Here is a 23,359-nt window from a genome sequence, read left to right as displayed (position 1 = left end):
CGGACCACTCCGGTGGTCCGCCGCTGCCTCTCTTTCGCGCAGCCGGAACGAACGGAAACAGCATGCTTGTCGCGGAGAACGTCAGCCACGCCTACCAGACCGCCACTGTCCTGTCCGAAGTCGACGTGACGGTGGGGGAGGGAGAGAAGGTCGCCCTCGTGGGCCCGAGTGGATCAGGGAAGACCACCCTGCTGTACTGCCTCGCGGGACTGATCCAGCCCTCCAGTGGCCGAATCTCTTTCCAGGGGAAGGACCTCGGCGCAATCGGAGACGCCCAGCGGTCCGAGGTGAGACAGCGTTCGTTCGGGTTCGTCTTCCAGTCGGCGGAGCTCGTCCCCGAACTCACTCTGCGGGAGAACGTCCTGCTGCCGCTGGAGCTCCAGAAGGTCCCGGTCCGGGAGCGCACCCGCAGAGTCGACGAGCTGTTGGAGCGGCTCGGGCTGGCCGAGCAGGCGAAGAAGCGCCCTGCCAAGGTGTCCGGCGGTCAGGCGCAGCGCGCGGCGGTGGCGCGCGCTGTGGTGCACCGGCCGGCCGTTGTCTTCGCGGACGAGCCGACCGGGGCCCTGGACCGCGCGAACGGCGCCGTCGTGGTCGACGTGCTGTGGGAGCTCGCCAAGGAACAGGGAACGGCGGTGGTGATGGTCACCCACGACCGGGACCTTTCGCTCCGGGCGGACCGCTCGGTCGAACTGCTCGACGGCAGGATCGTCCCGCAGACGCCGGAGAGCCGCTCATGAGCGACGTGCGTCTTCTGATCAGGGTGCTGCGCGGCGGCGGTGCCGCCGGATTGGCCCGCCTCGCACTGATGGTTGCGGGTATTGCCATGGGCGTGGTGGTCGTCGTACTCCTCGCGACCATGCCGGGAGCACTCGGGAAGCGTGCTGAGATCAGCTCCGCGCGTGTACCGCTGCCGGCCACGGCGCAGACCGGCGCGTCCGGAGCCCAGTTCACGTACCAGGTCCTTCACGGCTCGTGGGGTGGTGAGCGGTTCACCCGGATCATGGTCGCCCTCGACACCGACGGGGCGAACCTGCCGCCCGGAGTGTCGGCGCTGCCGCGGCCGGGGCAGGTCGTGCTCTCCCCCGCGGCCCACACCAAGGCCGAAGCCGACACGTCCTTCGCCAAGCTCGTGCCTGGAGTCCCCACAGGGGAGATCGCTCCGGCGGGCCTTCTCGGTCCCGACGAGTTGTACGCCTATGTCGGCGTTCCGGCCGATCAGATCGCCGAAGCGCGCACCGCCCGGGGCTGGGGCGGTATGAACGCGGATGTCGACGTGCGCGAGCGCTTCTCCCAGGTACCCCTTGAGCTCGCTCTGATCACCGCGGCGCCGGCGATCATCTACCTCAACGTCTGCGCCCGCCTGTCGGCCGTGACACGGACCCGCCGCTACGCCGCTCTGCGGCTCGTCGGGATGAGCCGTCGTCAGGTGCTGCGTCTCGCGGCCCTGGAGTCCGCGACCGCCGGTTTCCTGGGGGCCCTGCTCGGGCTCGCCCTTTACTCGGCCGCGAACCGCTTCATCGGCCCGTCCGGGACGGTGGGGTTCAGCTGGTACGCGGACACCTCGCGCGTGTCGGCACCCATCGCCGTCGCCACCGTGGTCGTCGTGACGCTCGCCGCCGGATTCGTCGGCTCCAAGAACACGTCGAAGGCGTTGGCGAAGCCGCTTCAGGCCCGCTTCGAGGGGGCCGAGAAGCCTCCCAGGTGGTGGCACGCGCTGCCGTTCGCGCTCGGGCTCGGGCTCATCGCCTACCCCGTCATGAGTGCGGGTGCCCCTCGCGGCGCGGCGGCGGCAGTGGAAGGCATTCTGCTCATTCTCGGCGTCGTCCTGGCCTCGGTCGGCATGCTGTTCGCGCTGCGCCCCGTACTCGTCGGACTGGCCCAGTGGGTCGGCGGCACCCGGATTCCGCTCGCCGGCCGACTCGCGGCGCGCAAGGTCGAGTACGAGTCGCAGGGCCTCACCTGGCACCTCTCCGGTCTGGTGCTCCTGGTCCTGGTGGCCTGCATCGGGGCCGGGGTACTGCGCCAGGTCGAACTGACCTCGAGCCCTGCCACCGGACCGACCGCGGTCGCCGTCGAGGCCCGTGAGGTCCCCGCGTCGACGCGTGAGCAGCTTCTCTCCCTCCCGGCCACCACCCGCTGGTCATGGCAGCAGAGCGTGACCCCCGAGCAGCCCTCCAGCACAGCCCCGAAGACCGTCGAGGACGAGGTACGAACCTTCGGGGCCACGCTGATCACAGCCGACTGTGCCACGGTGCGCCGACTGACAGGAGAGGCTCTGCCCGACTGCCGAAACGGCACGCGCTACCGGGTCGCCGCCGGACCACAGCAGCCGATCCCGTCGGGAATGCCGATCGAGTTCCGCGATCGGAAGGGAGCGGGGACCCGGGTCATTGCACCCGACCCGCTGCTGAAGCTCACCATGGCCTCCACCTTCGCGGCCGGCCCGACACTGCTCGACACCACTCCGCAGCCTGCCCTCGGCGTCACAGCCGACACGAGGCTCTGGTACCAACTCCCCTCGGACATCACCGTCATCGACCAGTTCGCGTCCCGACTCGCCACGGTCGCCCCGGCCGCGCTGCTGCGGGCCGGAGACCTCGACCTGGACGGCCTGGAGGACTTCCGGGTGCACCGCGGGACCGTCGACACGGGCATCACCATCGCCTTCCTGCTCGGCCTCACGGCCTTCCTGGTGAGCGCCATCGGCCGCTCACTGGAACGCCGCAAGGACATCACCGCGCTCGTGGTGGTCGGTGTCCCCGGCCGCACGCTCAGGACCGTGCAGTGGCTTCAACTCCTCGCCCCGCTCTGCCTGGCCCTCGGCCTCGCCGCCCTCACCGGAGTCCTGGCGGGGAACGCCGTCCTGCTCCTCCAAGGACAGCAGAACGGCTGGTACGCGGGAACGTTCGATGCGGCGGGCCCCCTCGTGCTCACAGCCCTGGCATGCGCGGCGGTGGTGGGCGCGTTCACCGTGGGAGCCCGACCGCGGCCGGAGGATCTGCGTCGTGAATAGTAGAAAGGGAGAGGACATGGCGATGGGCGAGTCCGCGGAGACCACGGAAGCCGGCGAGGAATCGCCCCGCTCATCACGCCGCAGAGGTGTGACGGGCGTTCTGGGAGTCGTACTCCTGCTCGCCGGCGGCCTCTTCCTCGGGCTCGGGTACGACCAGCACAAGGTCGGTACGGAGGTGATGGCTCCCTCCTTCGACGGAGACCACACGGCTCTCGTCGACGCGTCCTCGGACGGGGGGAGCGGCATCCGGCGCGGAGACGTCGTCGTCATCCGGGGCGGCTGGCCCGGTGCCCCGGCTGACCACCTCTACACCCTCAGGGTCATCGGCCTCGCGGGTGACAAGGTGAGCCACGCCCCCGGCAGCGGGGTCTCGGTGAACGGTGAGGCACTCAGCGAGCCGTATGCCCACGGGGACGACAACACCTTCGGCGCGTATGACATCACCGTCCCTGTGGGCCGTGTCTTCCTCCTCGGAGACTCTCGCAGCATTGCGGTCGATTCACGCGCCTACCTGGCCGCGGACTCGGGAACCCTGCCCGTCAGCCACATCCAGGGACGGGTCGCCGGAACGGCATGGCCGCTGTGGAATCTTGCCGACGATCCCGGTGTGGAGGCCCGCTTCCCGACGCGCGTGATCGTGTCGGCGGCAACCGCACTCGGTGCGGCCCTGCTGCTCGTCGCCGCCTGGCCGCGGATCCGCAAGGTCGCGGCCGCTGCCAGGGAGCGGCTGCCACGCAGGGGCACAAAGGATTCCTGGTAAGCGCACCCTTCCCTGGGGAGAAGTCCCAGGCCGGAGCCGTAATGCGTTGTGCCCCCAGCAGGATTCGAACCTGCCACACCCGCTTGAGGAGTGGGATCGAATCCGTGCGCGGCACGGGCCTGAACCTGCGTGTGACGCCTGCTGCTAACCCGTCTGCTCACGCATCGCGCACGCAGGGCAGCAGGTGAATGATGCATGAGGTTCATTCGTCATCGATGCGTTCGATATCTGGAGATCGCTTGATGCCGAACGTCTCGGCTGCGGCCACGCCGGCTTCGAAGCGGCTGTTGGCCCCCATCTCTTCCATGAGGTCGGCGATGTGTCGGCGGCAGGTGCGTACCGAAACCCCGAGGCGGCGGGCCACGACGTCATCCGTGTAGCCCATGGCCATCAGCCGTAGGACGGACAGCTTCACGTCGTCGATGGCTTCCTGGTAGCCGACGGCTGTGGGCCACCAGCGGACGGCCTTCGACCAGTTGCTCTCGAAGACCGAGTACAGGAAGGCGACGACCGGGGGGTTCGTGATGAAGACGGCTCCCGGAACCTTGCTGATCGCACGGCGGTCCGGAATGACCGCCAGCCGACGGTCGAAGATGAAGAGCCGTTCGGGAAGCTCTTCGATGGTGCGGACTTCCGCTCCGGCCTGCGTGAGCGCGCGCACGTATGAGCCCGTGGGAATGCTTCCGCGCGCCGTGTGCTGGTAGAGGATGCGGAAGTCGACGCCGCGCTCCAGCATGCTCAGGTCGCGCTCCTTGGCGGCGTCCAGTGTGGCCGCGCTGCGTCCTCCGCCGGGCTGTACGGTCAGTACGTCGGTGACACAGTTGGCTGCCTCCTGTCGAAGGCGCTCCATGACTTCCACAGGATCCATCACCACGGTGATGTCGCTGCGATCGGGCTCCGTCCTGGCGCTTTCGAAGGCGGGCTGGAGGAGGGCCAGGTCCTGCTGGAGCCGTTCCCTGGCGTCTGAGAGCGCCTCGATGCGCCGTGCAAGAGGCGCCGACGACTGCCGGAATGCCGTTTCGGGGTCCACGGCCGTGTAGGTGTCCTCGTCCGTGTCCAGGGGGCGCAGCGCTTGGAGGCGGACCAGGTTCTTGATTGCCCGCTCGACCTCCACGTCGGTCAAGCGACCGCCAAGGGTGTCCTGCCTGTGGAAGCGCCCATTGCGGACCGCGTGGACGTACACGGCGATCACCGCATCGTCGACATGCGGTGGCTCCTGTTCGTTCATCGGGTCTCGCATACCATGATCATAGAGGTCAAATCGGCCACGTCTGCAACATCCTGCCAGTTGAAGGCAGGGAGTTGTCACTGGCTGGATCTAGGCTCCGGGCTTCCGGGAGCGTGAAGCTGATGCAGCGCGGACGTGCACGGGTCGTGAATATCTCATGGACTCCGTCGGGGAGGCACCCGCGTGTTCATGCAGAAACGAGGCACAAAATGCGCAAACTCACCCTTACTCTGCTCGCTCTGGCGGCCCTCGCTTCGGCCATCGACGTGGCCGCGGAGACCGCACGCGACGAACCGGCCGTGAAGGCCGCGTCGGTGAGCCGGATCCAGGTGGGCACCGGCACGTCCCTTCAGTCGGACACGGGGTGGGACTAGGGCCTGGTCGAACTCTCCGTCGCTGGCGGGCACCTCTGCCCTGCGTGGCGGCCCGTTCCGCCTGTGCCGTGCACCTTTTCAGCCGAAGGATACCTATGAACCTGCAGTCCGTGGTTGCCCCTCTCAGCAAGAAGGAATTCCTGGACGACTACTGGCCTCGACGCCCGCTGACCGTGCCGGGGGGTAGGGAGCGCGTGGCCAAGATCAAGAACCTTCCCCTCATGGCATCAGGGGAAACGGTTCTTCAGTCCTATCCGGACCGCGTTTCGCTCATGCGGCCGGACGGATTCTGGTCGGATGCCGCCAGTGGCCCCGCCGCGGTCGAGCACTACCGCACCGGGCACACCTGCTACCTCCGTCGTGTGGAGCGCTACGTACCCGAGATCGCAGAGCTCGTCGCCTCGGTCACCGCGGAGCTCGGCATGCCCGAGGGTTCCTTCACGGGGGAGCTCTTCTGCTCCACCACGGAGAGCGGCGTCGGAATGCACAGCGACTACGACGTCAATTTCGCCATGCTGCTCAAGGGGACCAAGCACTGGCGCTTCATGCCCAACGAGCACATCCGCAACCAGACGAACATCTGTCTGCCCAGCACGCTCGACCAGGTCGACGACACCCAGCTGGAACTCGCCGACAAGTTGCCGTTCCCCAGCGCCATGGCTGAGGACGCGGCGGAGATCGAGATGACTCCGGGGGGACTCGTCTTCATCCCGCGCGGCCAGTGGCACCAGACGAGGGCGGTCGGCGAGTGCATCCAGCTCAACATCGTCATGAAGGGCCCCCACTGGGTCCAGGTGCTCACGCGTGCTCTGGAGAAGCGCCTGATCAAGGACCCTGCGTGGCGTGACTACGCCTACGGAGTGGCTGGCGACGCTGATCAGCGGCAGTCTGCCGAGGCCGTTTTCGCAGGGCTTCTCGACGCGCTGCGCGCCGACCTCGCCACCGGCGGCCCGATGGAGCTGGCGCAGTCGCTCATCGCTGACGCGCGCCTCCGCGGTGAGACGGACGGCTCCTGACCCGGGCGAGCCCGAGAAATCTGTTCGACAACTGGAGGGGGACAACCATGACCACCGTGACGGATCCGGCGCACTCCAAGGCCGGACACCTGTCGACCGTCGGCGACGAGCTCGCCTACGTTGACCTGCTGTCTCTGGTACGAGAGACGAACCGCTGCCCCGGAGGGAAGCGGACCATCCGGCGCATCGCCACACGGCTCGGCATCGGGCCCCACACACGTGTCCTGGAGATCGGCTCCAACACCGGCTTCACCTCGATGGAACTCGCGAAGATCACCGGGTGCACCGCGGTCGGGATCGACGTCAACGCGGCTGCCGTGGCCGAGGCGAACCGGAAGCGGTCCCAGCTGCCGCCGCGCATCGCTGACCGGGTTTCCTTCTCGGTGGGCGACGCCTGCGCCATCCCCTTCGGCGACGCCGAATTCGACGTGATCGTCTGTGGCGGAGCCAACACCTTCGTCCAGGACCGCGCGACCGCGCTGAGTGAGTACCTCCGGGTGCTGCGCCCGTACGGATTCGTCTCGGTCACCAATCTCTACTACCGCAAGGCCCCGAGCGAGCAGCTGCTCACGGACCTGCACGACGTACTCGGCTTCGATGTCCCGCCGTATGGTCTGCAGGACTGGCTGAAGGTTCTGGCGCCCGCGGAGTGGGAGCTGTACGACCTGGAGACGACCGATCTGGTGGCCCGGCCCGACCAGGTCGTGGAGGCATACGCCGACGCCCTCTGCTCGTCCGACCGACTCCCGCAGCTGAGCGAGTCCGACCGTCTTCGAGTCCGGAACCGGTGGCACGAGGTCATCTCGGTCTTCAACCGCAACCACGCACATCTGGGCTTCATGGAGCTGACCCTGCGCCGGCCCATGCCGGGCGATGAGGAGCAGCCCGAGCTCTTCCTGACGCCTGGTAGCTGGGATCCCTACTTCGAGAAGGCGTTCGTGCAGGGGGACTGAAGGAATACGGCGACGGGCGTCGCCCGTCGCCGTATTCGGCCCCCTCCACGCAACACCTCGACACGCGACACGCGACACGCGAAACAAGGAATCGGCACGGATGATCACCGCGAATCTCTCCACCCCGCAGACCCTTACCGCACCGCCGGCCCAGTGGTTCGACCCCGAGCGCTATCTCAAGCTCATGGCCTCCCCCTGGGGGCGTGCCCTGATCGAGCTGCAGAACGCCATCACCGTCACCTCGACGGCGTTCTGGGCCGAGCGTTCCGTACGGGCCGTCCATCTGCCCGTCACGACGGGGTCGGTCTCGTCTCCGATGGGGCTGGGCAGCGACTCCAAGCCCGTTCCGGTCGACCTGCTCGGCGCCCGGACCTATCTCGCCGACTCCATGCAGTTCCTGCTCGAGTTCGGAACCCGGATGACTCCCGAGGGCTGTTACTACCTCATGCCCTCGTTCCGTGGCGAAAGCGCCGATGAGACGCATTTGTGCCAGTTCTACCACAGCGAGGCGGAGATCCCCGGAGACCTTAACCGGGTGACCGCCACCGTCGAGGAGTACATGCGCGCCCTGTGCCGTGGGGTCCTCGACCTGTGCCCGGACGTGGTGCGCGCCGCGGCCGGCACGACCGCCCACCTTGAAGAGGTCGCCGGCCAGGGGGCCGTCTTCGAGCGGATGACGTTCGACGAGGCAGCCGCGTTCCTGGGCACCGATCCCCGCTACATCCAGGTGGAGAAGCAGGACGGGCGCCAGTGGCGCACCCTGACCCGCGCCGGAGAGCGGCGGCTGATCGAGCACTGCGGCGGCTATGTGTGGGTCACCCACTACGACCACCTGGCGGTCCCCTTCTACCAGGCGTTCGAGGACGGCCAGCGGCTGGCGCGCAACGGCGACCTCCTGTTCGGCATGGGTGAGGTGGTCGGTGCCGGTGAGCGGCACGTCACTGCGGATCAGGTGCGCAGCGCCCTGCGACTGCATCAGGTCGCGGAGGAGGACTATGCCTGGTACGTGGCGATGCGTGAGCAGGACCCGAAACTGACCTCGGGCTTTGGTCTCGGCGTGGAGCGCTTCATGATGTGGGTGCTCCAGCACTGGGACATCCGGGACATGCAGCTGCTCAACCGCGCGAACGGCCAGGTGTGCAACCCGTGACCGCCGAGGAAGCTCCTGTACTGATCATCGGTTGGCGCAATCACCTCGTCGACGCCGCCCGCCGACTGGGACTGTCGCCCGTCGTGGTGTACGGCCCCGGCGACAAGGACTGGGCTATGCCCCAGTTCGCGCCCGACGTCCGCGCGGTGTTCGCCGAGCGTCCCTCCGACGCGGAGAGTATCCTCACGGCCCTCGCGCGCGCGGGGCTGAGTGACCTGCCCTATCAGGGCGTCTGCCCCGGCGGCGAGAGCTCCGTGGTGGTCTGCGCCCTCATCGCGCGGGCCCTGGGTGCCCCAGGGCTGCCGCTGGACACCGCCGTCCGGGCCCGCGACAAGTTCCTGCAGAAGGAACGCATGCGAGCCGAGGGGCATCTCACCGCCGACAGTCGAGTGATCGATGACATGGAGGACGTCCACTTCGGTACGGAGGGACTCCCCGCCGTGGGCTTTCCCGCCGTCCTCAAGCCGATCGACGGCGTGGGCACCTCGTACACACGGGTGGCCCGTGGCGAGGGCGAACTCGTCGACTGCGCGACCGACCTCGCGCTCCGGTCCGGCCGTCACACCTTCGTTCTGGAGGAGTTCGTCCCCGGCGACGAGTGGGAGATCGACGGGGTGGTTCGCGACGGCGTCGTGGAGTTCTTCTCGGTCGCCACGTACGAGAAGCCGGTCTGGCACATCCAGAAGGGCACCGCCATCCGCATCCTGGTCCTCGACCCGGAGCACGAGGCGTGGGCGTACGCCCTGATGGAGCGCTACCTGGCCGACTGTCTGCCTGCACTGGGCATCCAGGACGGGGTGTTCCACCTGGAGGTCTTCCACCAGCCGGAGACGGGCCGGCTCGTCTTCAGCGAGTGCGCCGTCCGGCCCGGTGGTGGGCTGATCCCGGAGACGGTTGCGGCCAAGTTCGGCGTGGACCTCACCGAGGAGCATCTCCGCGCCTGGTGCGGTCTGCCCGTGGGCTGCCGGAAGTGGGAGCCTCGGCCCGGTTACTTCGGCAGTGTGTTCTTCCCGTCGGTCGGCGGAACACTGGTCGGCTGCCCGTCCACGAAGGAGCTCCGGCGGCAGCCCGGCGTGGTGGACGCCATTGTCCAGACACCCGTCGGGTTCGGCATGGGCCCCAGCGCCGCGAACGTGAACATGCGGATGGGCCTGGCTGTCCAGCACGCGCCCACCCTGGAAGAGCTGCGGGTTGAGCAGACCCGAATTCTGACGTGGTTCGCCGAGCGAGTGGTGACCAGCGACCAGGCGCCGTCCGCCCTGCCTCCGCGGTTCCTGCGCGCGGCCGAGGGCGAGGTCTCATGAGTCCGGTGGACTGGCGTGATCCCCTCTTCCCGGCGAGCAATGAGCGGATGCTGCCCTACCTCTCGCGCGACGCGGAGGGCGTGCTCGGCATTCTCGGGCACGACGCGGAGAAGTTGCTGGCCGATCACGGCTCGCCGTTGCTGCTGCTTCTGCCCGAGCGCGCTGCGGACAACGTGCGCAGCGTCCGCGCGGCCTTCGGCGCGTTCTTCCCGGACGTGTCCGTGCACTACGCCCTCAAGTCCTGCTACTACGCCCCCATCGCCTGTGCGGCACTCGAAGCGGGCGCGGGCGTGGAAGTGATGAGCGACGCGGAGATGCAGATCGCGGAGCAGGCCGGCTTCCCTGACCACCTCTTGGTGGTCAACGGGCTCGGAAGAGACCGGAACTATCTGCGCCGGGGGGTATCAGCATCGGGAGCACTGCACGTCCTGGACTTCTGGGACGACTTCGAGGCCCTCGCCGCCGAGGCAGCGCGTCAGCGCCGACAGGTGGATGTCGCCGTCCGGGTCGTGCCCTGCATGCCACACGGGCTGGACAACGCGATGCCGCTGGACTCCAAGCTCGGCAACCACGTCGACGACGGCGAGTTCTGGCGATTGTGCGACGCGGTGTCCGAGCACCCCTGGATGAACCTTCGCGGGCTGCACGGGCACCAGTTCACCCGAGCGGCCTCGCCGGCGGACTACGGCCTGTTCGTCGCCGGTCTCGCCGCGGTGGTTCAGGAGGCGTACGAACAGCGGAACATCCGGTTCGAGATCCTGGACATCGGCGGAGGCTTCGACACCCGGTCGGTGCTGGAGGCGCGTGGCCTTCCGCTGTCGACGTTCGCCGAGGTCGCCGCGCGGGAGTTGGCGGTGGTGCCGTATCCCTTCCGGCTGGTTGTCGAACCGGGCCGCTACGTGTCAGCCGATGCCGCTGTCGGCCTGTCGCGAGTGCGCGCGCGAAGGCAGCGGGGGCAGGTCACCTGGCAGGTGGTGGACTTGGCGACCAACACGTTGATCCCTGTGCCGGGTGCGGAGTATCTGCCCGTCCCGGTGCGTGACGGCGAGCGCCGGCAGCTCTCCCGGATCGGTGACGGAACATGCGCTCCCTCGGTCATGTGCGGTGATGTTGCGCTTCCCGCGACCGAGCCGGGCACACCGCTGGCTCTCCTGCACTGTGGGGCGTACACGACCGTGTTTGCCCATGTGTGGGGACCCAGGCCGCCGACGGTCATGGCCCTGAAAGCGAGCCGGATGCCCGAACTCGTGACGGGTCCCGAGGAGTTCGGTGCCGCGGCAAAGGCCGTGTACGGCTACGAGCTCAGCTTGACCCCGGACGCCTGAGCGCTGTTCGGCCGGGCACCCGGCCCGACCGAACAGCGGCGGAGTTCCGGGTGGCCGATCAGCCGCGGGACTCGGCACGCAGTGCCTGCGCGGCACGGATGCTCTGCTTCGTCCACGCCGGGCAGGCTGCATCGGCTTCCAGCTCGGCCAGGGTGCGCGTCACCACGGCTGCCACCTCGTCCGGGGCCTTCACCACCGGCTTCTGATCGCCAAGGGGAGACATGAAGACGACGTTGAGAACCCGATCGCCCGAGTCGCTGACGAAGAACGTGGACTCCACGTACTGCAGAGGGCCGGTCAGCTCGACACCGATTTCCTCGGCCACCTCGCGGCGTGCGGTCGCCTCAAGCGCTTCGGAGACCGGGTTCGTCTCGTCGAAGGTCCCACCGACCAGCGACAGCATGCCTGCAGCGTGCTCTTCCTTTTCACTCCGGACGATAAGGATCCAGTCGTCGCCATCGTGGAGGGCGACATCTACATTGATGAACGTTTCCATGGGCGCATCCTAGATCGATCCAAGAAGCCTTAGCAAGAGGTGCATTCAGTGGGAATTCTCAAGAAGCCCTATCAGCCGGAGTACTTCAATTTCGACGAATCGCTGCTGGCTCAACTAGCTCACGAGTACGGCGTCTCGCGCAGCCTTCGACTCTGCCCCATCCTGCTGGACGGCGATTACTGCACACTCGTGGACGTTCGCTCCGCCACGAGTAAGAAGATGATTCTCGAAGCCGACGGGAGATGGCTCTTCCTCAAGCAGATGCCGTGGTACTGCGACGACGCGACCGTCGAGTTCGCCGTCGACTGGCAGAACGCGCTGTCGGCGGCATCCTTCAGCGTGCCCGGCATACTGCGTACCGCAGAGGGCCGCCAGATCCTGCGGTCGGGAGGCGCCCGGCTCATGCTCTTCGAGTACGTGCGGGGCGCCCGTTACCAGGCACGACCAGAGGAGTACCGGGCGGCGGCGGCTACGCTCGCGACCCTGCACTCCCTGCCGGGACCCGATGAGGGCCCACGCTCCGACGCCTTTCAGGATGCCGTCGAACACGCTCGGTTGGCGTGTGAATCCCTCCCGGGCGCCCCCGCCCTCTCGGAAGCAATGGACGAGGCCGAGGCAGTTCTGAGGTCCTGGGAAATGCAGGCGGCACGTCTGGGGTGGGAAGAGCTGCCGCGTCGCGCCGTTCACGGTGATTACAGCCCCTGGAACCTCGTGTTCAGTGAAACGGGCGAAGTCATGGCTGTCCTGGACTTCGACAATGCCCATATGGGGCCCGTGATCAGGGACGTCATGGAGGCCGTCCTCACTTTCTGCTGTGTGCGCTACGCCAGTGACTCCACCACCTTCTCCGCCGACATTCCCGACCCGCTTCCGCAGGCTCGCGCGCAAGAGATGCTGGCCTCCTACGAATCCGTCCGTTCCCTGAGCGCCCGAGAAAGGGAGTGCGCCGCATTCGCGGCCGGCGCGGTGGCCTTGGAAATCGTGTGTCTCGGTCTGATCCGGGGCGACTACGAGCCCGGTTCGGCCGGGCGGCTGCTCGCCTGGGCGAAGGGCGTCCAGGAGGACGTACAGCACCTGCTCTCCCGCACCGCAGGAGGCACTCGATGAGCGCCGGCACCGACCTCGTGCCCTCGACCGTGGCGCCGTGGCGCCGTCCGCTGACGCTGCTCTCGGCTGCCACGCTCCTCAACTCCGTCGGCACCGGGGCCTGGCTCACGGTGCAGGCGGTCTATCTGGTCCGCAGCGCCGGTCTCTCCCCGGACCAGGTGGGTCTCGGGCTCGCCCTGTCGGGGCTCGTCGGGATGGTGGCCGCGGCTCCCGTGGGGCGTCTGGCCGACCGGCACAACGCCCGACGGGTGACGATCTGGGTCCTGTGCCTGGAAGCGCTCGCGACGGCCCTGTTCCTGTTCGCGCACAACTTCTGGCTCTTCCTCGGCATCACCTCGGCCGTCATGGTCCTGGAGCGCGGCGGCAGCGCGGTCAGAGGCGCCATGCTGGCGGGACTGTTCCAGGGCGCCGAGCGGGTCCGCGCCCGTGCGGCTGTACGGCGGGCGTTCAACCTGGGCGCGGCGGCTGGTGCAGGTCTCGGCGCCCTGGCTCTGAACGAAGCCACCCCGCGTACCTATGCCGTGTGCATCCTCCTGAACGCGGCCACGTACGTGGTGGCCGCCGTCCTCAATCTGCTGATGCCGGCGGTCAAGACCGCCTCCGCGAGCCGTGAGCGGACGAAGATGAAGGCGCTGCGTGATCGCCCGTTCTGGGCCATGACCGTACTCAACGGCCTGGTGACGCTGCACTATCCCGTCCTCACCTTGGCGCTTCCGCTGTGGCTGACCCAGCAGACCGGGCTGCCCAGGTGGGCCAGCGGAGCGGCCTTCGCTCTCAACACCGTGCTGGTCGCAGCGCTTCAGCTGCGGGCCGCGAAGGGGACCGAGGACGTGACCGTGGCCGCGAGGCGCATGCGCCATGCCGGGTTCGCCGTGGGCGCCGGATGTCTGCTCTTCGCCGCCACGGCCAGTGTCCCGCTTCTCCCGGGAGCACTGGTCCTCCTGCTCGCCCTCGTGGTGTACACCGTCGGCGAACTGTGGCACTCCGCCGGCGCCTCCGGGCTCGCCTTCGGCCTGGCTCCCGACAGCGATCAAGGCGAGTACCAGGGGATCTTCGGCATCGGCACCAGCCTGGCCCAGATCCTCGCCCCACCACTCGTCCTGCTGTGCGCGATGCGCTGGGGAGTACCTGGCTGGTTCCTGCTCGCCGCGATCACCACTCTGTCCGGCGCGGCGGTTCCGGTCGTGCTGCGAACCATGTACCGAGAACGGCTCACCGACCCCCAGATCGGCTCACCGGCCCCCTGAAAGGAGCCCGGACATGAAGGATGTGACTCCCCTTCCCCCCGCGGTGATCGTGTGGAGCGGCAAGGGAGGCGTCGGCAAGTCGACCGTCGCCGCGCAGACCGCCCGCGGACTGGCCGCCCTCGGCGTCCGCACCGGCTATCTCGACGCAGATCTGCACGGTCCCAGTGCGGCGACTCTCTTCGGTGTCGAGGAGCGCCTCGCCGTCCGCGGACGCCGCATCGTTCCGACAGTCCGGGACGGAGTCGCGATCGCATCGACGAGCATGATCGCGGATCCCGACCACGCCTATGTATGGCGTGGACCGCTCATGCGCGGAGTGCTCTCGCAGCTCTTCCACGACACCGACTGGACCTGCGTGGACGTACTCGTGGTTGACATGCCTCCGGGCACCGGTGAGATCCAGATGCAGGTGCTCTCCGACCTCACGTGTCTGGGCGCCGTCGTAGTGACGACGCCACAGGACCTTTCCCTCGCCGACGTACGCCGGTCGGCCCGGATGCTGCTCGACGCGGACGTTCCGGTCACCGCGGTAGTGGAGAACATGGCGTCAGTCGCCTGTCCCTCATGCGCCTGCTCCTTCCCACCACTGCCCGGCGACGCGGGACAGCACGTGCATGCGATCTTCCCCGAGGCGGAATTCGTCCGCCTGCCCATGAGTCGGCCCTCCGGCCACACGGATCCCCTGGCCCAGGCGTTGCGACCGCTGGTCGAGAAGATCGCCGACAGCCTTCGGCTCCGCCCCCTGTCCCCCTGCTGACCTCCTGTCCCGAGCAAAGGAACATGTGCATGGACATCCTGTCCGCCCGCCCTGCGGCGCTTCTCTGCGATGTCGACGGAGTCGTCAGGCTGCGCGACACCGGGCACGCGGCCCGGCTCGAAGAGGAACACGGCATCCCGAAAGGCCGTATTGCCGCGGCGGCTCTCGATCCCGAGCTGTTGCACCGGGTGGTGACTGGTGAGATCACCGCCGAGGGATGGTGCGTAGAGGCCGCCGGCCGGCTGGCCGCCGACCTCGGCGTGCCCGGCCCGGCCGAGCAGGTCATGTGTGCCTGGATGGATCCCCTGGGAACGGTGGACGAGACCGTCGTCCAGCTGCTCGCGGCCGCCGCCGAGTCCGTTCCGGTGGTGCTGGTCAGCAACGGCACCGACCGGCTGGAGCGTGACCTGAGCCTCCTCGGTGTCACCGAGCGCCTGCCCCTGCTGGTCAACTCGGCCAGGATCGGCTACGCCAAACCTTCCGCCGAGATCTACAGGGCGGCGGCCGAACGGGCCGGGGTGAGTTTCGAGCGGTGCCTGCTCATCGACGATACCCAGGACTACGTCGACGGGGCACGCCGTCTCGGCATGCCCGCGGTCCTGTACCACGGGCACGAGTCCCTCCGCAGGGCGCTGGCCGCGATCCCGTCATCGGCTGGTCATCAGAAGGTGGCACCGTGACGCGAGCCCACGCGCGCATTTCGCCCCCGGCGCTTCGCCCCGGCGGCACGATCGGGATCTTCGCCCCCTCGTCCGACGAAGCGGGACGTTTCCCGTCGCGCGCAGATCGCGCGGCGCGGTTCCTCCGAGCAGAGGGATTCCGAGTCAAAGCAGCGCCCAACGCCTTCGCCACGGGCCTCTTTACGGCAGGCCCCGCGCGGCAACGCGTCGAGGACCTGCACAGCCTCTGGGCGGACCCCGAGGTGGATGTCGTTCTGGCGACGGTCGGCGGCAACAACACGAACGAGTTGCTGGACCTCGTCGACTACGACTTCATCGCGTCGTGCCCCAAGATCCTTGTTGGGTACAGCGACACGACGGCACTGCTCACCGCGGTCTGGTCACGCACGGGCCTCACCACCTTCATGGGACCGCAGCTCATGCCCCAGTTCGGCGAGGTGGGCGGGTGCCTCCCGTACACACTGGCTTCCTTCCGGAAGGTCCTGGGCGAGGCACGGCCCGCCGGCCCGATCGCCCCGTCCACTCAGTGGACCGACGTACGCGGTGACTGGTCAGGCCCCGACGACGAACCGCGCGGCCTCGTTGCGACGAGCGGCCCTCGGGTGGTGAAGCCGGGCGCGGCCACGGGGCCGGTATTCGCGGCGAACCTGGACACCCTGTTGCGGCTCGCCGGCACCCGCTACTGGCCGGACCTGAAAGGACACGTCGTCCTGCTGGAATCCGGAGATTCGTCGCCCTCCCGGCTCGCCGCCCAGCTCACCCAACTGCGGCATGCCGGCGTACTGGCGGGGGCCGTCGGCCTCGGGTTGGGGCGGTTCCCGGCAGCGGGGGAGTCCTCCGCCCTTCTCGCAGACACGCTCCGCGACGCCTTCCGGGATTTTCCGGGACCGGTCGTCGCGGACCTGGACATCGGTCACACCGATCCCATGATCTGCGTCCCCAACGGCATCGCCGTCAGTCTCGAAGCCTCTGAGGGCTCCGCCGATTCCCCGGACTCCCCCCACGCGCTTCTCTCCTTCGAAGAACCAGCAGTGATCCCTCATCACCGGAGCCACTCGTGAACCGCACAGCGAAGAAGTCCATCCTCCTCATCGGCGCGGACAAGCACGTCCTGCGCGCCTGTGGGGAACTCTCCGTCGACGTGACGGTCGTCTACGGGCGCTCGGCGAAGGAATTCGGGCTGCACCCCATCGCCCCGGAGGTCACGCAGCTCTTCGTCGAGGACCAGCACAGCGTCGAGGCGATCCTGTCGGCCCTGGTGCGGGCGGGAATCGACGGACGCGCCTTCGACAGTGTGTACACCAGTGACGAAGGGGCGATTGTCACGGCCTCCGCGCTGGCGCTTCACTTCGGCATACGGTCCATGGCCATGGATACCGCGATCAATTTCCGTGACAAGGCGGTCCAGAAGTCGATTCTTCGGGCGGCGGGAATTCCGGTGGCGGACTATCGCGTCGTCGACGACATCAGCGAGCTGCGCGAGGATTTCGACCTCCCGTTCTCCGAAGCGGTGATCAAGCCGGTTGCCGGCGCGGGCGCCAGCGCCACGGCGAAGGTGTGCTCGACGAGTGAACTCCTACGGTTCGCCGAGAAGTTCCGCCCGGGAGGGAGCCCTGAGCGCAGCTTCGTCCTGGAGGAGTTCATGCCGGGCCAGGAGTGGCAGATCAACGGTGTGGTGCACGATGGTCATGTGGTCTTCATGAGCGTGAGCACGTACGGCGAGACCTGTCTGACAGCGCTCACCGGCAACCGCCCGATGCGGGTGTCCGTCCTCGATCCGGTCGTGGATTCCTGGGCGTACGAGCGGTCTGCCTCCCTCGTCCAGGAGTCGCTGCGGGCCCTCGGTCTTGAATCCGGCGTCTTCCACATGGAGCTCTTCTACGACCGGGATTCCGACCGGCTCGTCTTCGGAGAATGCGCGGCGCGGCGGGGCGGAGCGATCACACAGGAGGAGGTGGCGTACAAGTTTGGGGTCAGCCTTGCCGCATGCGCGGTGCAGTCCGCGCTTGGTGAAGTCCCGGACATCCGCCAGCAGGTCCGCCCCGGGTCGGTCGGCAGTGTGTTCCTCCCGGTTGTCCCGGGGACGCTCTTCGCCTGCCCGACCGTGGAGGAGCTGCAGGATCTGCCGGACGTACGGTTCGCACGCATCGATCTGCCCATCGGTTTCCGCATGTCGAAGTCCCTCGGCAGCACGCTGATCAAGGCTGGCCAAGTGATGATCCACGCGGAATCCGATGAGTCCGTGGAAAAGCGGATCGAGTATGTCCTCGACTGGTTCCTCTCGCGGATTATCGCCATTCCTCATGACGCATCTCCCGCAGAACTTCGTTCGTGGAGTGAGGGTCTGGCATCGGCGATCTGACCGCTTCATCAGCAACGTAGCGTTCCCCCGGCCTGAGGGATACGCGCCGTACTGACCGAGCCTCCGGACGAGCGTTCTCTGTGATCGCATGGTGGGCACCTTGCAGCTGGTCCACTCGGCGACCAAAGCCACAGCGACCGCGGCGCACATGCTGGCAGAGCGCGGCTTGCCCGACCTCGACGCAACCGTGGCGAAGTACTGGCCGGGGTTCGCGGCGAACGGCGAGGCGGACAAGTCCGGGGCTTCCTTTGATCTCATTCCTCTAATGAGCGGCGGAAGGTGTCAAAAGTAGATCTACTCGAGGGCTCCCGCGCATACTCTTTCCCTTTTCGGTCAAGCGCCATGCGTATTGGGATCGGATCCGGCCTGGATAGCGCAGGCCGAGAGCGTGTGCGCGCATGTCGTCCAGGACCCGCAGAGCGAGGCGATCAGCCACATGGACCGGCTGCTCAGGAGGCGGCCCGGCCGTGAGTGATCGCCGCCGTTGATGTCAGCTGTGGATGTCAAAGGGCACCTACCAAAATTGGTAGGTGCCCTTTTCCCTTGTGCCCCCGGCAGGATTCGAACCTGCGACACCCGCTTTAGGAGAGCGGTGCTCTATCCCCTGAGCTACGAAGGCGAAGGCGGGGAGTCGGCCGTCGGGACGGTCGGCTCGCCGCCGTCAGTGTAGCGGGTGGTGGGGGCGGCGTACGGAGGACCGGCGGGGCACGGGTGGGGGGTCAGGTGGTGGAGGAGGGTGTGGAGGGTCGGGTCGTGCGGGGCGGGCGGGGTGGTGGTCAGCTGGGCGAGCAGGGTCGCGAAGCGGTTGTCCGGCTGGCGGAGGAAGGGTTCGGCGCCCTCCCACAGGGCACTGCGGAGGCGTTCCGGGGTGAGGTGGCCGTCGCCGGCCGAGGCGGTGGCCAGGAGCTCGGCGACGCGGCGGTCCAGGGCGGTCGGGGTCCAGTGGCCGGCGGTGAGGTCGTCCGTCAGGTCGCGGGCCAGGTCGGGCGTCGTGGGCGTCATGGGCGTCATATCGGCGGAGCCGTGGCTTTCCGGGAGGAACGGATGCGGGAAAAGGGGTGTGGGCGCGTGCTCCGGTCGGCGACGACGGAGTACGCGCCCACGGCACCGGAGGCGGGTGGACCGTCACGGCGGGGGAAACTCGTGAGGTCCGTGCGCTCCGGTGGTAGGAGGGGCCGGGTCAGCTCGCCGGGGTGGTCCGGCGGCCGGTGACGGCGCGGAGGAGCACGGCGAGGGCGACCAGGACGATGCCGAGCCAGACCGGGCTGGAGACGCCCGCGTGGTCGGCGAACAGGCCGCCGATGAGGGCGCCCAGGGCGATGCAGGTGTTGTACGCCATGGTGTTCAGCGACATCGCGGCCTCGAAGGTCTCGGGCGCGGCCGCGAGCGTCATGTTGATCTGGCTGAGCTGGACGACACCGAAGGCGATGCCCCACAGGACCATCGCGACGATCACGCCGACCTTGCCGGTGCCGATGGTCAGCAGCATGACGAGCGAGGCGATCAGCAGCAGGCCGCCCACGACGAAGCTGCCGCGCAGGCTCTTGTTGACGGTCTGACCGCCGATGAAGTTGCCGATCGCGCCGCCGATTCCGTACACGATGAGGACGACGGTGATGAAGCCGACCGAGGCCGACGTGCTGTCCTCCAGGTACGGGCGCACGAAGGTGTACGCGCCGAAGTGGCCGAGGACGAAGAACACGACCATGACCAGGACCACGCGCAGCTGCACGTTCCTGACGGGCAGTCCGAAGACCTCGCGCACGGAGACCGCGTTCGCCGACGGCAGCGACGGGATGGCGACGGCGACGGCGAGGAACACCAGGGCGCTGAGGCCGGACCAGATCAGGAAGGTCGTACGCCAGTCGCTGGCGCTCTCGAGCAGGGTGCCGAGCGGGATGCCGACGACGGTGGCGATCGAGATGCCGGACATCACCACGGCGGCGGCCCGGTTGGCGTGCTTCTCCGGGACGATGCGCATGGCCATGCTGACGCCGATGGCCCAGAACACGCCGCTGGCGAAGCCCATGATCAGACGAGTGCCCAGGATCAGCGGGTAGTTCGGGGCGATCGAGGTGATCAGGTTGCCGACCGCCAGGACGGCGAGCAGCGTGCTCAGCAGCTTGCGCCGGTTCACGCGGCGGGTCCACGCCACGATGAACGGCACACCCAGGCCGGCCGCGACGCCCTGCGCCGTGACCATGAGGCCGGCCACGCCCACGGAGACCTTGAGGCTGTCGCTGAGCGGGGTGAGCAGGCCGATCGGCATCAGCTCGGTGGTGAGGAAGACGAACAGGCTGGCGGTGATCGCGGCCACGCCCAGCCATCCCCGGGCCGGGGAGATCTGCTGCTGTGGCGTGACGGGGGCTTGGGTGGTGGTCTCTTCTTGGATGCTCATGTCATCTCCGAGCGGGATGGTCGGGGAGGTGGTGCGGGGTGGTCGTACCGGCACCGGAGTCGGGTGCGGCCGAGGGGATCTCTCCGGCGCCGGCGGTCTCCGGCCCGGGCTCCGGATCCGGCTGCTTCTTCGGCGGGCGCGGCTGGCCCAGCAGCACCGCCAGGAAGATCACGCCGATGCCCACGAGCTGGAGCACCGACAGCGTCTGGTCCTTGAAGAGGTAGCCGAGGAGCGCCGCCACGACCGGGCTGCCGAGCGCCAGGAAGGAGACCGCCACGGCCGGCAGGCGCTCGATGCCCCGGAACCAGACGATGTAGCTGAGGACCGCGCCCAGGGTGATGAGGTAGGCGAAGCCGAAGACGTTGGAGCCGGTGAGTCCGTCGGGGAGGTCTTCGAGCGACAGCCAGAACGGCAGCAGGACCAGGCCGCCCGCGGTGAGCTGCCACCCGGTGAAGGTGAGCAGGCCGACCCCCTCGGGCCGGCCCCACCGCTTGGTCAGCGTGATGCCGGACGCCATGCACAGCGCCCCGCCGACGGCCGCGAGGACACCCACCGTGTCGAGGGACACCGCGCCCTTGAAGACCAGGAGCGCCACACCTCCGGCGCCCATCACGCAGGCCAGGGCGTGTACGGCTCTGATCCGCTCGCCGAGGAAGAGTGCGGCGAGGATCACGACGAACATGGGCTGGGCCGACATGATCACCGCGGCGATGCCGCCGGGCAGCCGGTAGGCGGCGACGAAGAGCAGGAAGTTGAAGGCGCCGATGTTCAGCACACCGAGCACCAGCGCGCGCCACCACCAGATGCCGGCGGGCAGCCGTCGCCCGAGGGCGAGCAGGAACAGGCCGCCGGGCAGGGCCCGCATGGTGGTCGCGAGGAGCGGCCGGTCCGGCGGCAGCAGTTCGGTGGTCACGAGGTAGGTGCTGCCCCAGACCGCCGGCGCGAGGCCGGTCAGGGCCGCCGTGAGTACGTTCTGTCGGCTCTTCATCTCGTCATCTCTTCATCTCGCCATCTCGTCTCGCGTCTCGCGTCTCGCGTCTCGCGTCCTGCGTCTCGCGTCCGGCGTTCCGCGGGAATCACCGTGGGTCGCTTCCGGCATCCGGCCGACGGGCTCAGTCGAAGATCGGGTCGCGGTCGCGGCCGCGCTTCAGCTCGAAGAAGCCGTCGGTGCTCGCGACCGCGAGCACGGCGTCCCAGAGCTTTCCGGCCGCCTCGCCCCGCGGCGCGGGGGTGAGCACGGGGCCGAAGAACGCCAGCGGCGTCCCGTCCGGGCCGGGTACGTGGATGACGGGGGTGCCGACCTCGGAGCCGACCGGGTCCATCCCCTCGTGGTGCTCGGCCCGCAGCTTCTCGTCCCAGCCGGTGTCCTCCGCGGCCTCGATGAGACCGGCGGGCAGACCCGCCTCCGCCAGGGCGGCGCTGATCATGTCGTGGCCGAGCCCGGCCTTCTCGATGTGGATCAGCCGGCCCATGGCCTCGTAGAGGGGGCGCAGCACCTCGTTGCCGTGCTCGTGCTGGGCCGCGATGCACACGCGTACGCAGGCCCAGCCGTCGATCATGCCCTGGCGGTACTTCTCCGGGACCTCGCGGCCCTCGTTGAGGACCGACAGGCTCATGATGTGGAAACGCATCTCCACGGACCGGACCTGCTCGACCTCCGCCATCCAGCGGGAGGTGATCCAGGCCCAGGGGCAGCGGGGGTCCACCCACATGTCGGCGATCGTGGTGCTCATGGCGGTTGCTCGTCCTTTCGGTGTTCGGGCAGGTCTTCCGAGTCGGTGCCGTGCGCGCGCGGGCATGCCGCGGCCGGTGCGCCCAGGTGCGGGATAGGGAGGAGAGGGAGGGGAGGCGTACGGGGACGTACAGGGGCGTGCGGGGACGTACAGGGACGTACGGGAGGAGCGGCGGCGGCGCGGCGTCCGGGCACGCCGGAAGGGCCCCGATCACGGGCCCGCCCGGCGGAGCCGGCCCGAGGGCGCGCCTGCCGTGTGCGGTCGCCACCAGTGTCGGGCCGAGGGCATCGATGAGTCCAACACATGCTTGTCACGTGATGCATCTCGAATCACGATGGATTCGCGAGGGATCGAGCGGCCGTGGGGCCCTGGCTCCATGGACCACCATGGGTCCATGGAGCTTCAGCAGATGCGGTACGTGATCGCCGTCGCCGAGACGAACAGCTTCACGCGCGCCGCCCAGCGCTGCCTGGTGGTGCAGTCCGCGCTCAGCCATCAGATCGCGCGCCTGGAGAAGGAGTTGGGTGCGCGGCTCTTCGAACGCACCAGCCGCCGGGTCCGGCTGACCGCGGCCGGCGCGGCCTTCCTGCCCGCGGCCCGGCAGTGCCTGGACGCGGCGGAACGGGCCGCCGCCGAGGTCGCGGCGGCGGTGGGGGAGGTGCGCGGACGCCTGGCGGTGGGGCTGATCCCCAGCGTGGGCGCCGTGGACGTCCCCACCGTCCTCAGGGAGTTCCACCAGCGGCATCCGAAGGCCCGGATCAGCCTCAGCGTGGGCGCGAGCGACGAGCTGGTCGAGCGGGTCAGGCTGGGTGAGATCGAGGTGGCCTTCCTCGGCATCCCGGTCTCGGCCCGCCCTCAGGGCGTGATGGCCCGGGAACTGGCCCGTGAACGCCTTGTCGCCGTGGTCGCCCCGGACCACCCGCTCGCCGGCGAGGCCTCGGTCGACCTCCGCCGGCTGTCCTCGGAGGTGTTCGTGGACCTTCCGGCGAAGACGGCCGGCCGGGCCCAGTCCGACCTGGCCTTCGCCGCCGCCGGACTCACCCGCGAGGTCGCCTTCGAGGTGACCAACGCGGACTATCTGGCCCGTCTGATCGGCGCGGGCCTGGGCGTGGCCCTGCTCCCGCCGGCGTACGTCGCGGGCCTCGCCGGTCTGGCCACCGGCCTGGCCACGATCGAGGTCACGGACGCGCCGTCGCGCGCCGAGTACGTCATCTGGGGCCGGGAGGGCCGCACTCCGGCCGCCGCCGCGTTCCTTGAGCTCCTCGGCATCGGGGACTGACTGCGGAGGAGCGGCTGCCGCAGCGCGGAGGCGTACCCGCGGCCGTGGGGTACGCAGAAAGCCCGTTTCCGTACGGTACGGGGACGGGGGCCCGCGCCGGGGGGGCGGGGCGGGCCGGCGGGGTAAGGGGGGCCGGGGGGCCGGGGGCCCCCGGCGGGGGTGCGCCCGGGGCCGCGG

General features: G+C 68.8%; 22 protein-coding genes, 1 tRNA gene and 1 pseudogene. 17 read left to right on the top strand and 7 right to left on the bottom strand.

All coding sequences use genetic code 11. The features are described 5' to 3' along the window. The first annotated feature begins 62 nt into the window (after positions 1-62). From AB0C73_RS25865 to lepB, 3 genes are read left to right on the top strand one after another with little or no spacing between them, the layout of a single operon-like run. Positions 63-737 carry an ABC transporter ATP-binding protein gene (locus AB0C73_RS25865; RefSeq protein WP_362534473.1) on the top strand — a complete coding sequence of 225 codons (675 nt, stop codon included), beginning with the start codon at positions 63-65 and terminating at the stop codon, positions 735-737. Further along, complete coding sequence (locus AB0C73_RS25860) at positions 734-3,013, top strand: FtsX-like permease family protein (RefSeq protein ID WP_362534470.1); 2,280 nt, start codon at positions 734-736, stop codon at positions 3,011-3,013. Before AB0C73_RS25865 ends, AB0C73_RS25860 begins: the two co-directional genes overlap by 4 nt. After that, positions 3,006-3,773 (top strand): signal peptidase I, encoded by a 768-nt coding sequence (gene lepB / locus AB0C73_RS25855; RefSeq protein ID WP_362534468.1) that lies wholly within the window; start codon positions 3,006-3,008, stop codon positions 3,771-3,773. The genes AB0C73_RS25860 and lepB overlap by 8 nt, the downstream gene beginning before the upstream one ends. A 202-nt stretch (positions 3,774-3,975) precedes the next feature. On the opposite strand, the gene AB0C73_RS25850 is transcribed toward lepB, so the two are convergent. Then, on the bottom strand, positions 3,976-5,013 hold the full coding sequence (locus AB0C73_RS25850; RefSeq protein WP_362534466.1) for a LuxR C-terminal-related transcriptional regulator: 1,038 nt from the start codon (positions 5,011-5,013) through the stop codon (positions 3,976-3,978). A 197-nt stretch (positions 5,014-5,210) separates the two neighbouring features. Between AB0C73_RS25850 and AB0C73_RS25845 the strand changes: the two genes are divergently transcribed. The 6 genes from AB0C73_RS25845 (at position 5,211) to AB0C73_RS25820 (ending at position 11,123) form a co-directional block, all read left to right on the top strand. Further along, positions 5,211-5,375 (top strand): hypothetical protein, encoded by a 165-nt coding sequence (locus tag AB0C73_RS25845; protein ID WP_362534464.1) that lies wholly within the window; start codon positions 5,211-5,213, stop codon positions 5,373-5,375. Between the two features lie 221 nt (positions 5,376-5,596). Continuing rightward, positions 5,597-6,391 carry a cupin domain-containing protein gene (locus AB0C73_RS25840; protein ID WP_362534461.1) on the top strand — a complete coding sequence of 265 codons (795 nt, stop codon included), beginning with the start codon at positions 5,597-5,599 and terminating at the stop codon, positions 6,389-6,391. 47 nt (positions 6,392-6,438) lie between these two features. After that, positions 6,439-7,344 carry a class I SAM-dependent methyltransferase gene (locus tag AB0C73_RS25835; protein WP_362534458.1) on the top strand — a complete coding sequence of 302 codons (906 nt, stop codon included), beginning with the start codon at positions 6,439-6,441 and terminating at the stop codon, positions 7,342-7,344. A gap of 100 nt (positions 7,345-7,444) precedes the next feature. After that, positions 7,445-8,494, top strand: coding sequence for an amino acid--tRNA ligase-related protein (locus AB0C73_RS25830; protein WP_362534455.1), 1,050 nt, complete (start codon positions 7,445-7,447; stop codon positions 8,492-8,494). Then, positions 8,491-9,798, top strand: coding sequence for a hypothetical protein (locus tag AB0C73_RS25825; RefSeq protein WP_362534453.1), 1,308 nt, complete (start codon positions 8,491-8,493; stop codon positions 9,796-9,798). Before AB0C73_RS25830 ends, AB0C73_RS25825 begins: the two co-directional genes overlap by 4 nt. 5 nt (positions 9,799-9,803) lie before the next feature. Next, entirely contained in the window at positions 9,804-11,123 is a 1,320-nt protein-coding gene (locus tag AB0C73_RS25820) for a hypothetical protein (RefSeq protein ID WP_362534450.1), read from the top strand. Positions 11,124-11,181: 58 nt separating this feature from the next. Here AB0C73_RS25820 and AB0C73_RS25815 read toward each other — a convergent pair whose 3' ends face one another. Continuing rightward, the gene (locus AB0C73_RS25815) at positions 11,182-11,619 is read right to left on the bottom strand and encodes an NUDIX domain-containing protein (protein ID WP_362534449.1); all 438 of its coding nucleotides are present in this window, start codon (positions 11,617-11,619) and stop codon (positions 11,182-11,184) included. Between the two features lie 48 nt (positions 11,620-11,667). Here AB0C73_RS25815 and AB0C73_RS25810 point away from each other — a divergent pair, with 48 nt between their 5' ends. The 7 genes and pseudogenes from AB0C73_RS25810 to AB0C73_RS25780 form a co-directional block, all read left to right on the top strand. Then, positions 11,668-12,726 carry a phosphotransferase gene (locus AB0C73_RS25810; RefSeq protein ID WP_362534447.1) on the top strand — a complete coding sequence of 353 codons (1,059 nt, stop codon included), beginning with the start codon at positions 11,668-11,670 and terminating at the stop codon, positions 12,724-12,726. After that, complete coding sequence (locus tag AB0C73_RS25805; RefSeq protein WP_362534444.1) at positions 12,723-13,973, top strand: MFS transporter; 1,251 nt, start codon at positions 12,723-12,725, stop codon at positions 13,971-13,973. The genes AB0C73_RS25810 and AB0C73_RS25805 overlap by 4 nt, the downstream gene beginning before the upstream one ends. Positions 13,974-13,986: 13 nt before the next feature. Next, positions 13,987-14,730, top strand: a complete 744-nt coding sequence (locus AB0C73_RS25800; protein ID WP_362534441.1) for an Mrp/NBP35 family ATP-binding protein — start codon at positions 13,987-13,989, stop codon at positions 14,728-14,730. A 29-nt stretch (positions 14,731-14,759) separates the two neighbouring features. Then, a complete protein-coding gene (locus AB0C73_RS25795; RefSeq protein ID WP_362534440.1) occupies positions 14,760-15,410 on the top strand; it encodes an HAD-IA family hydrolase in 651 nt (216 codons plus the stop codon). Continuing rightward, positions 15,407-16,471 (top strand): S66 peptidase family protein, encoded by a 1,065-nt coding sequence (locus AB0C73_RS25790; RefSeq protein ID WP_362534437.1) that lies wholly within the window; start codon positions 15,407-15,409, stop codon positions 16,469-16,471. The genes AB0C73_RS25795 and AB0C73_RS25790 overlap by 4 nt, the downstream gene beginning before the upstream one ends. Next, positions 16,468-17,772, top strand: a complete 1,305-nt coding sequence (locus AB0C73_RS25785; protein ID WP_362534434.1) for a hypothetical protein — start codon at positions 16,468-16,470, stop codon at positions 17,770-17,772. Before AB0C73_RS25790 ends, AB0C73_RS25785 begins: the two co-directional genes overlap by 4 nt. 97 nt (positions 17,773-17,869) lie before the next feature. Next, positions 17,870-18,004, top strand: a pseudogene (locus tag AB0C73_RS25780) (serine hydrolase); the annotation flags it as partial. 314 nt (positions 18,005-18,318) lie between these two features. On the opposite strand, the gene AB0C73_RS25775 reads toward AB0C73_RS25780, so the two are convergent. From AB0C73_RS25775 to AB0C73_RS25755, 5 genes are all read right to left on the bottom strand, one after another. After that, a tRNA-Arg gene (locus AB0C73_RS25775) sits at positions 18,319-18,391 on the bottom strand. Further along, the gene (locus AB0C73_RS25770; RefSeq protein WP_362534431.1) at positions 18,382-18,774 is read right to left on the bottom strand and encodes a hypothetical protein; all 393 of its coding nucleotides are present in this window, start codon (positions 18,772-18,774) and stop codon (positions 18,382-18,384) included. Before AB0C73_RS25770 ends, AB0C73_RS25775 begins: the two co-directional genes overlap by 10 nt. A 178-nt stretch (positions 18,775-18,952) precedes the next feature. Continuing rightward, positions 18,953-20,170 (bottom strand): MFS transporter, encoded by a 1,218-nt coding sequence (locus tag AB0C73_RS25765; RefSeq protein ID WP_362534428.1) that lies wholly within the window; start codon positions 20,168-20,170, stop codon positions 18,953-18,955. Position 20,171: 1 nt separating this feature from the next. Then, positions 20,172-21,158, bottom strand: coding sequence for a DMT family transporter (locus AB0C73_RS25760; protein WP_362534426.1), 987 nt, complete (start codon positions 21,156-21,158; stop codon positions 20,172-20,174). A gap of 124 nt (positions 21,159-21,282) precedes the next feature. Then, positions 21,283-21,903, bottom strand: coding sequence for a disulfide bond formation protein DsbA (locus AB0C73_RS25755; RefSeq protein WP_362534424.1), 621 nt, complete (start codon positions 21,901-21,903; stop codon positions 21,283-21,285). 394 nt (positions 21,904-22,297) lie between these two features. On the opposite strand from AB0C73_RS25755, the gene AB0C73_RS25750 reads away from it, so the two are divergent. Next, entirely contained in the window at positions 22,298-23,182 is an 885-nt protein-coding gene (locus AB0C73_RS25750; RefSeq protein WP_362534421.1) for a LysR family transcriptional regulator, read from the top strand. The last annotated feature ends 177 nt before the right edge of the window (positions 23,183-23,359 follow it).

This window comes from Streptomyces sp. NPDC048623, from assembly GCF_040650755.1.
Taxonomy (GTDB): Bacteria; Actinomycetota; Actinomycetes; order Streptomycetales; family Streptomycetaceae; genus Streptomyces.
Note: the sequence above shows the minus strand (reverse complement) of the source record. Positions and strands in the feature narration are given on the sequence as shown.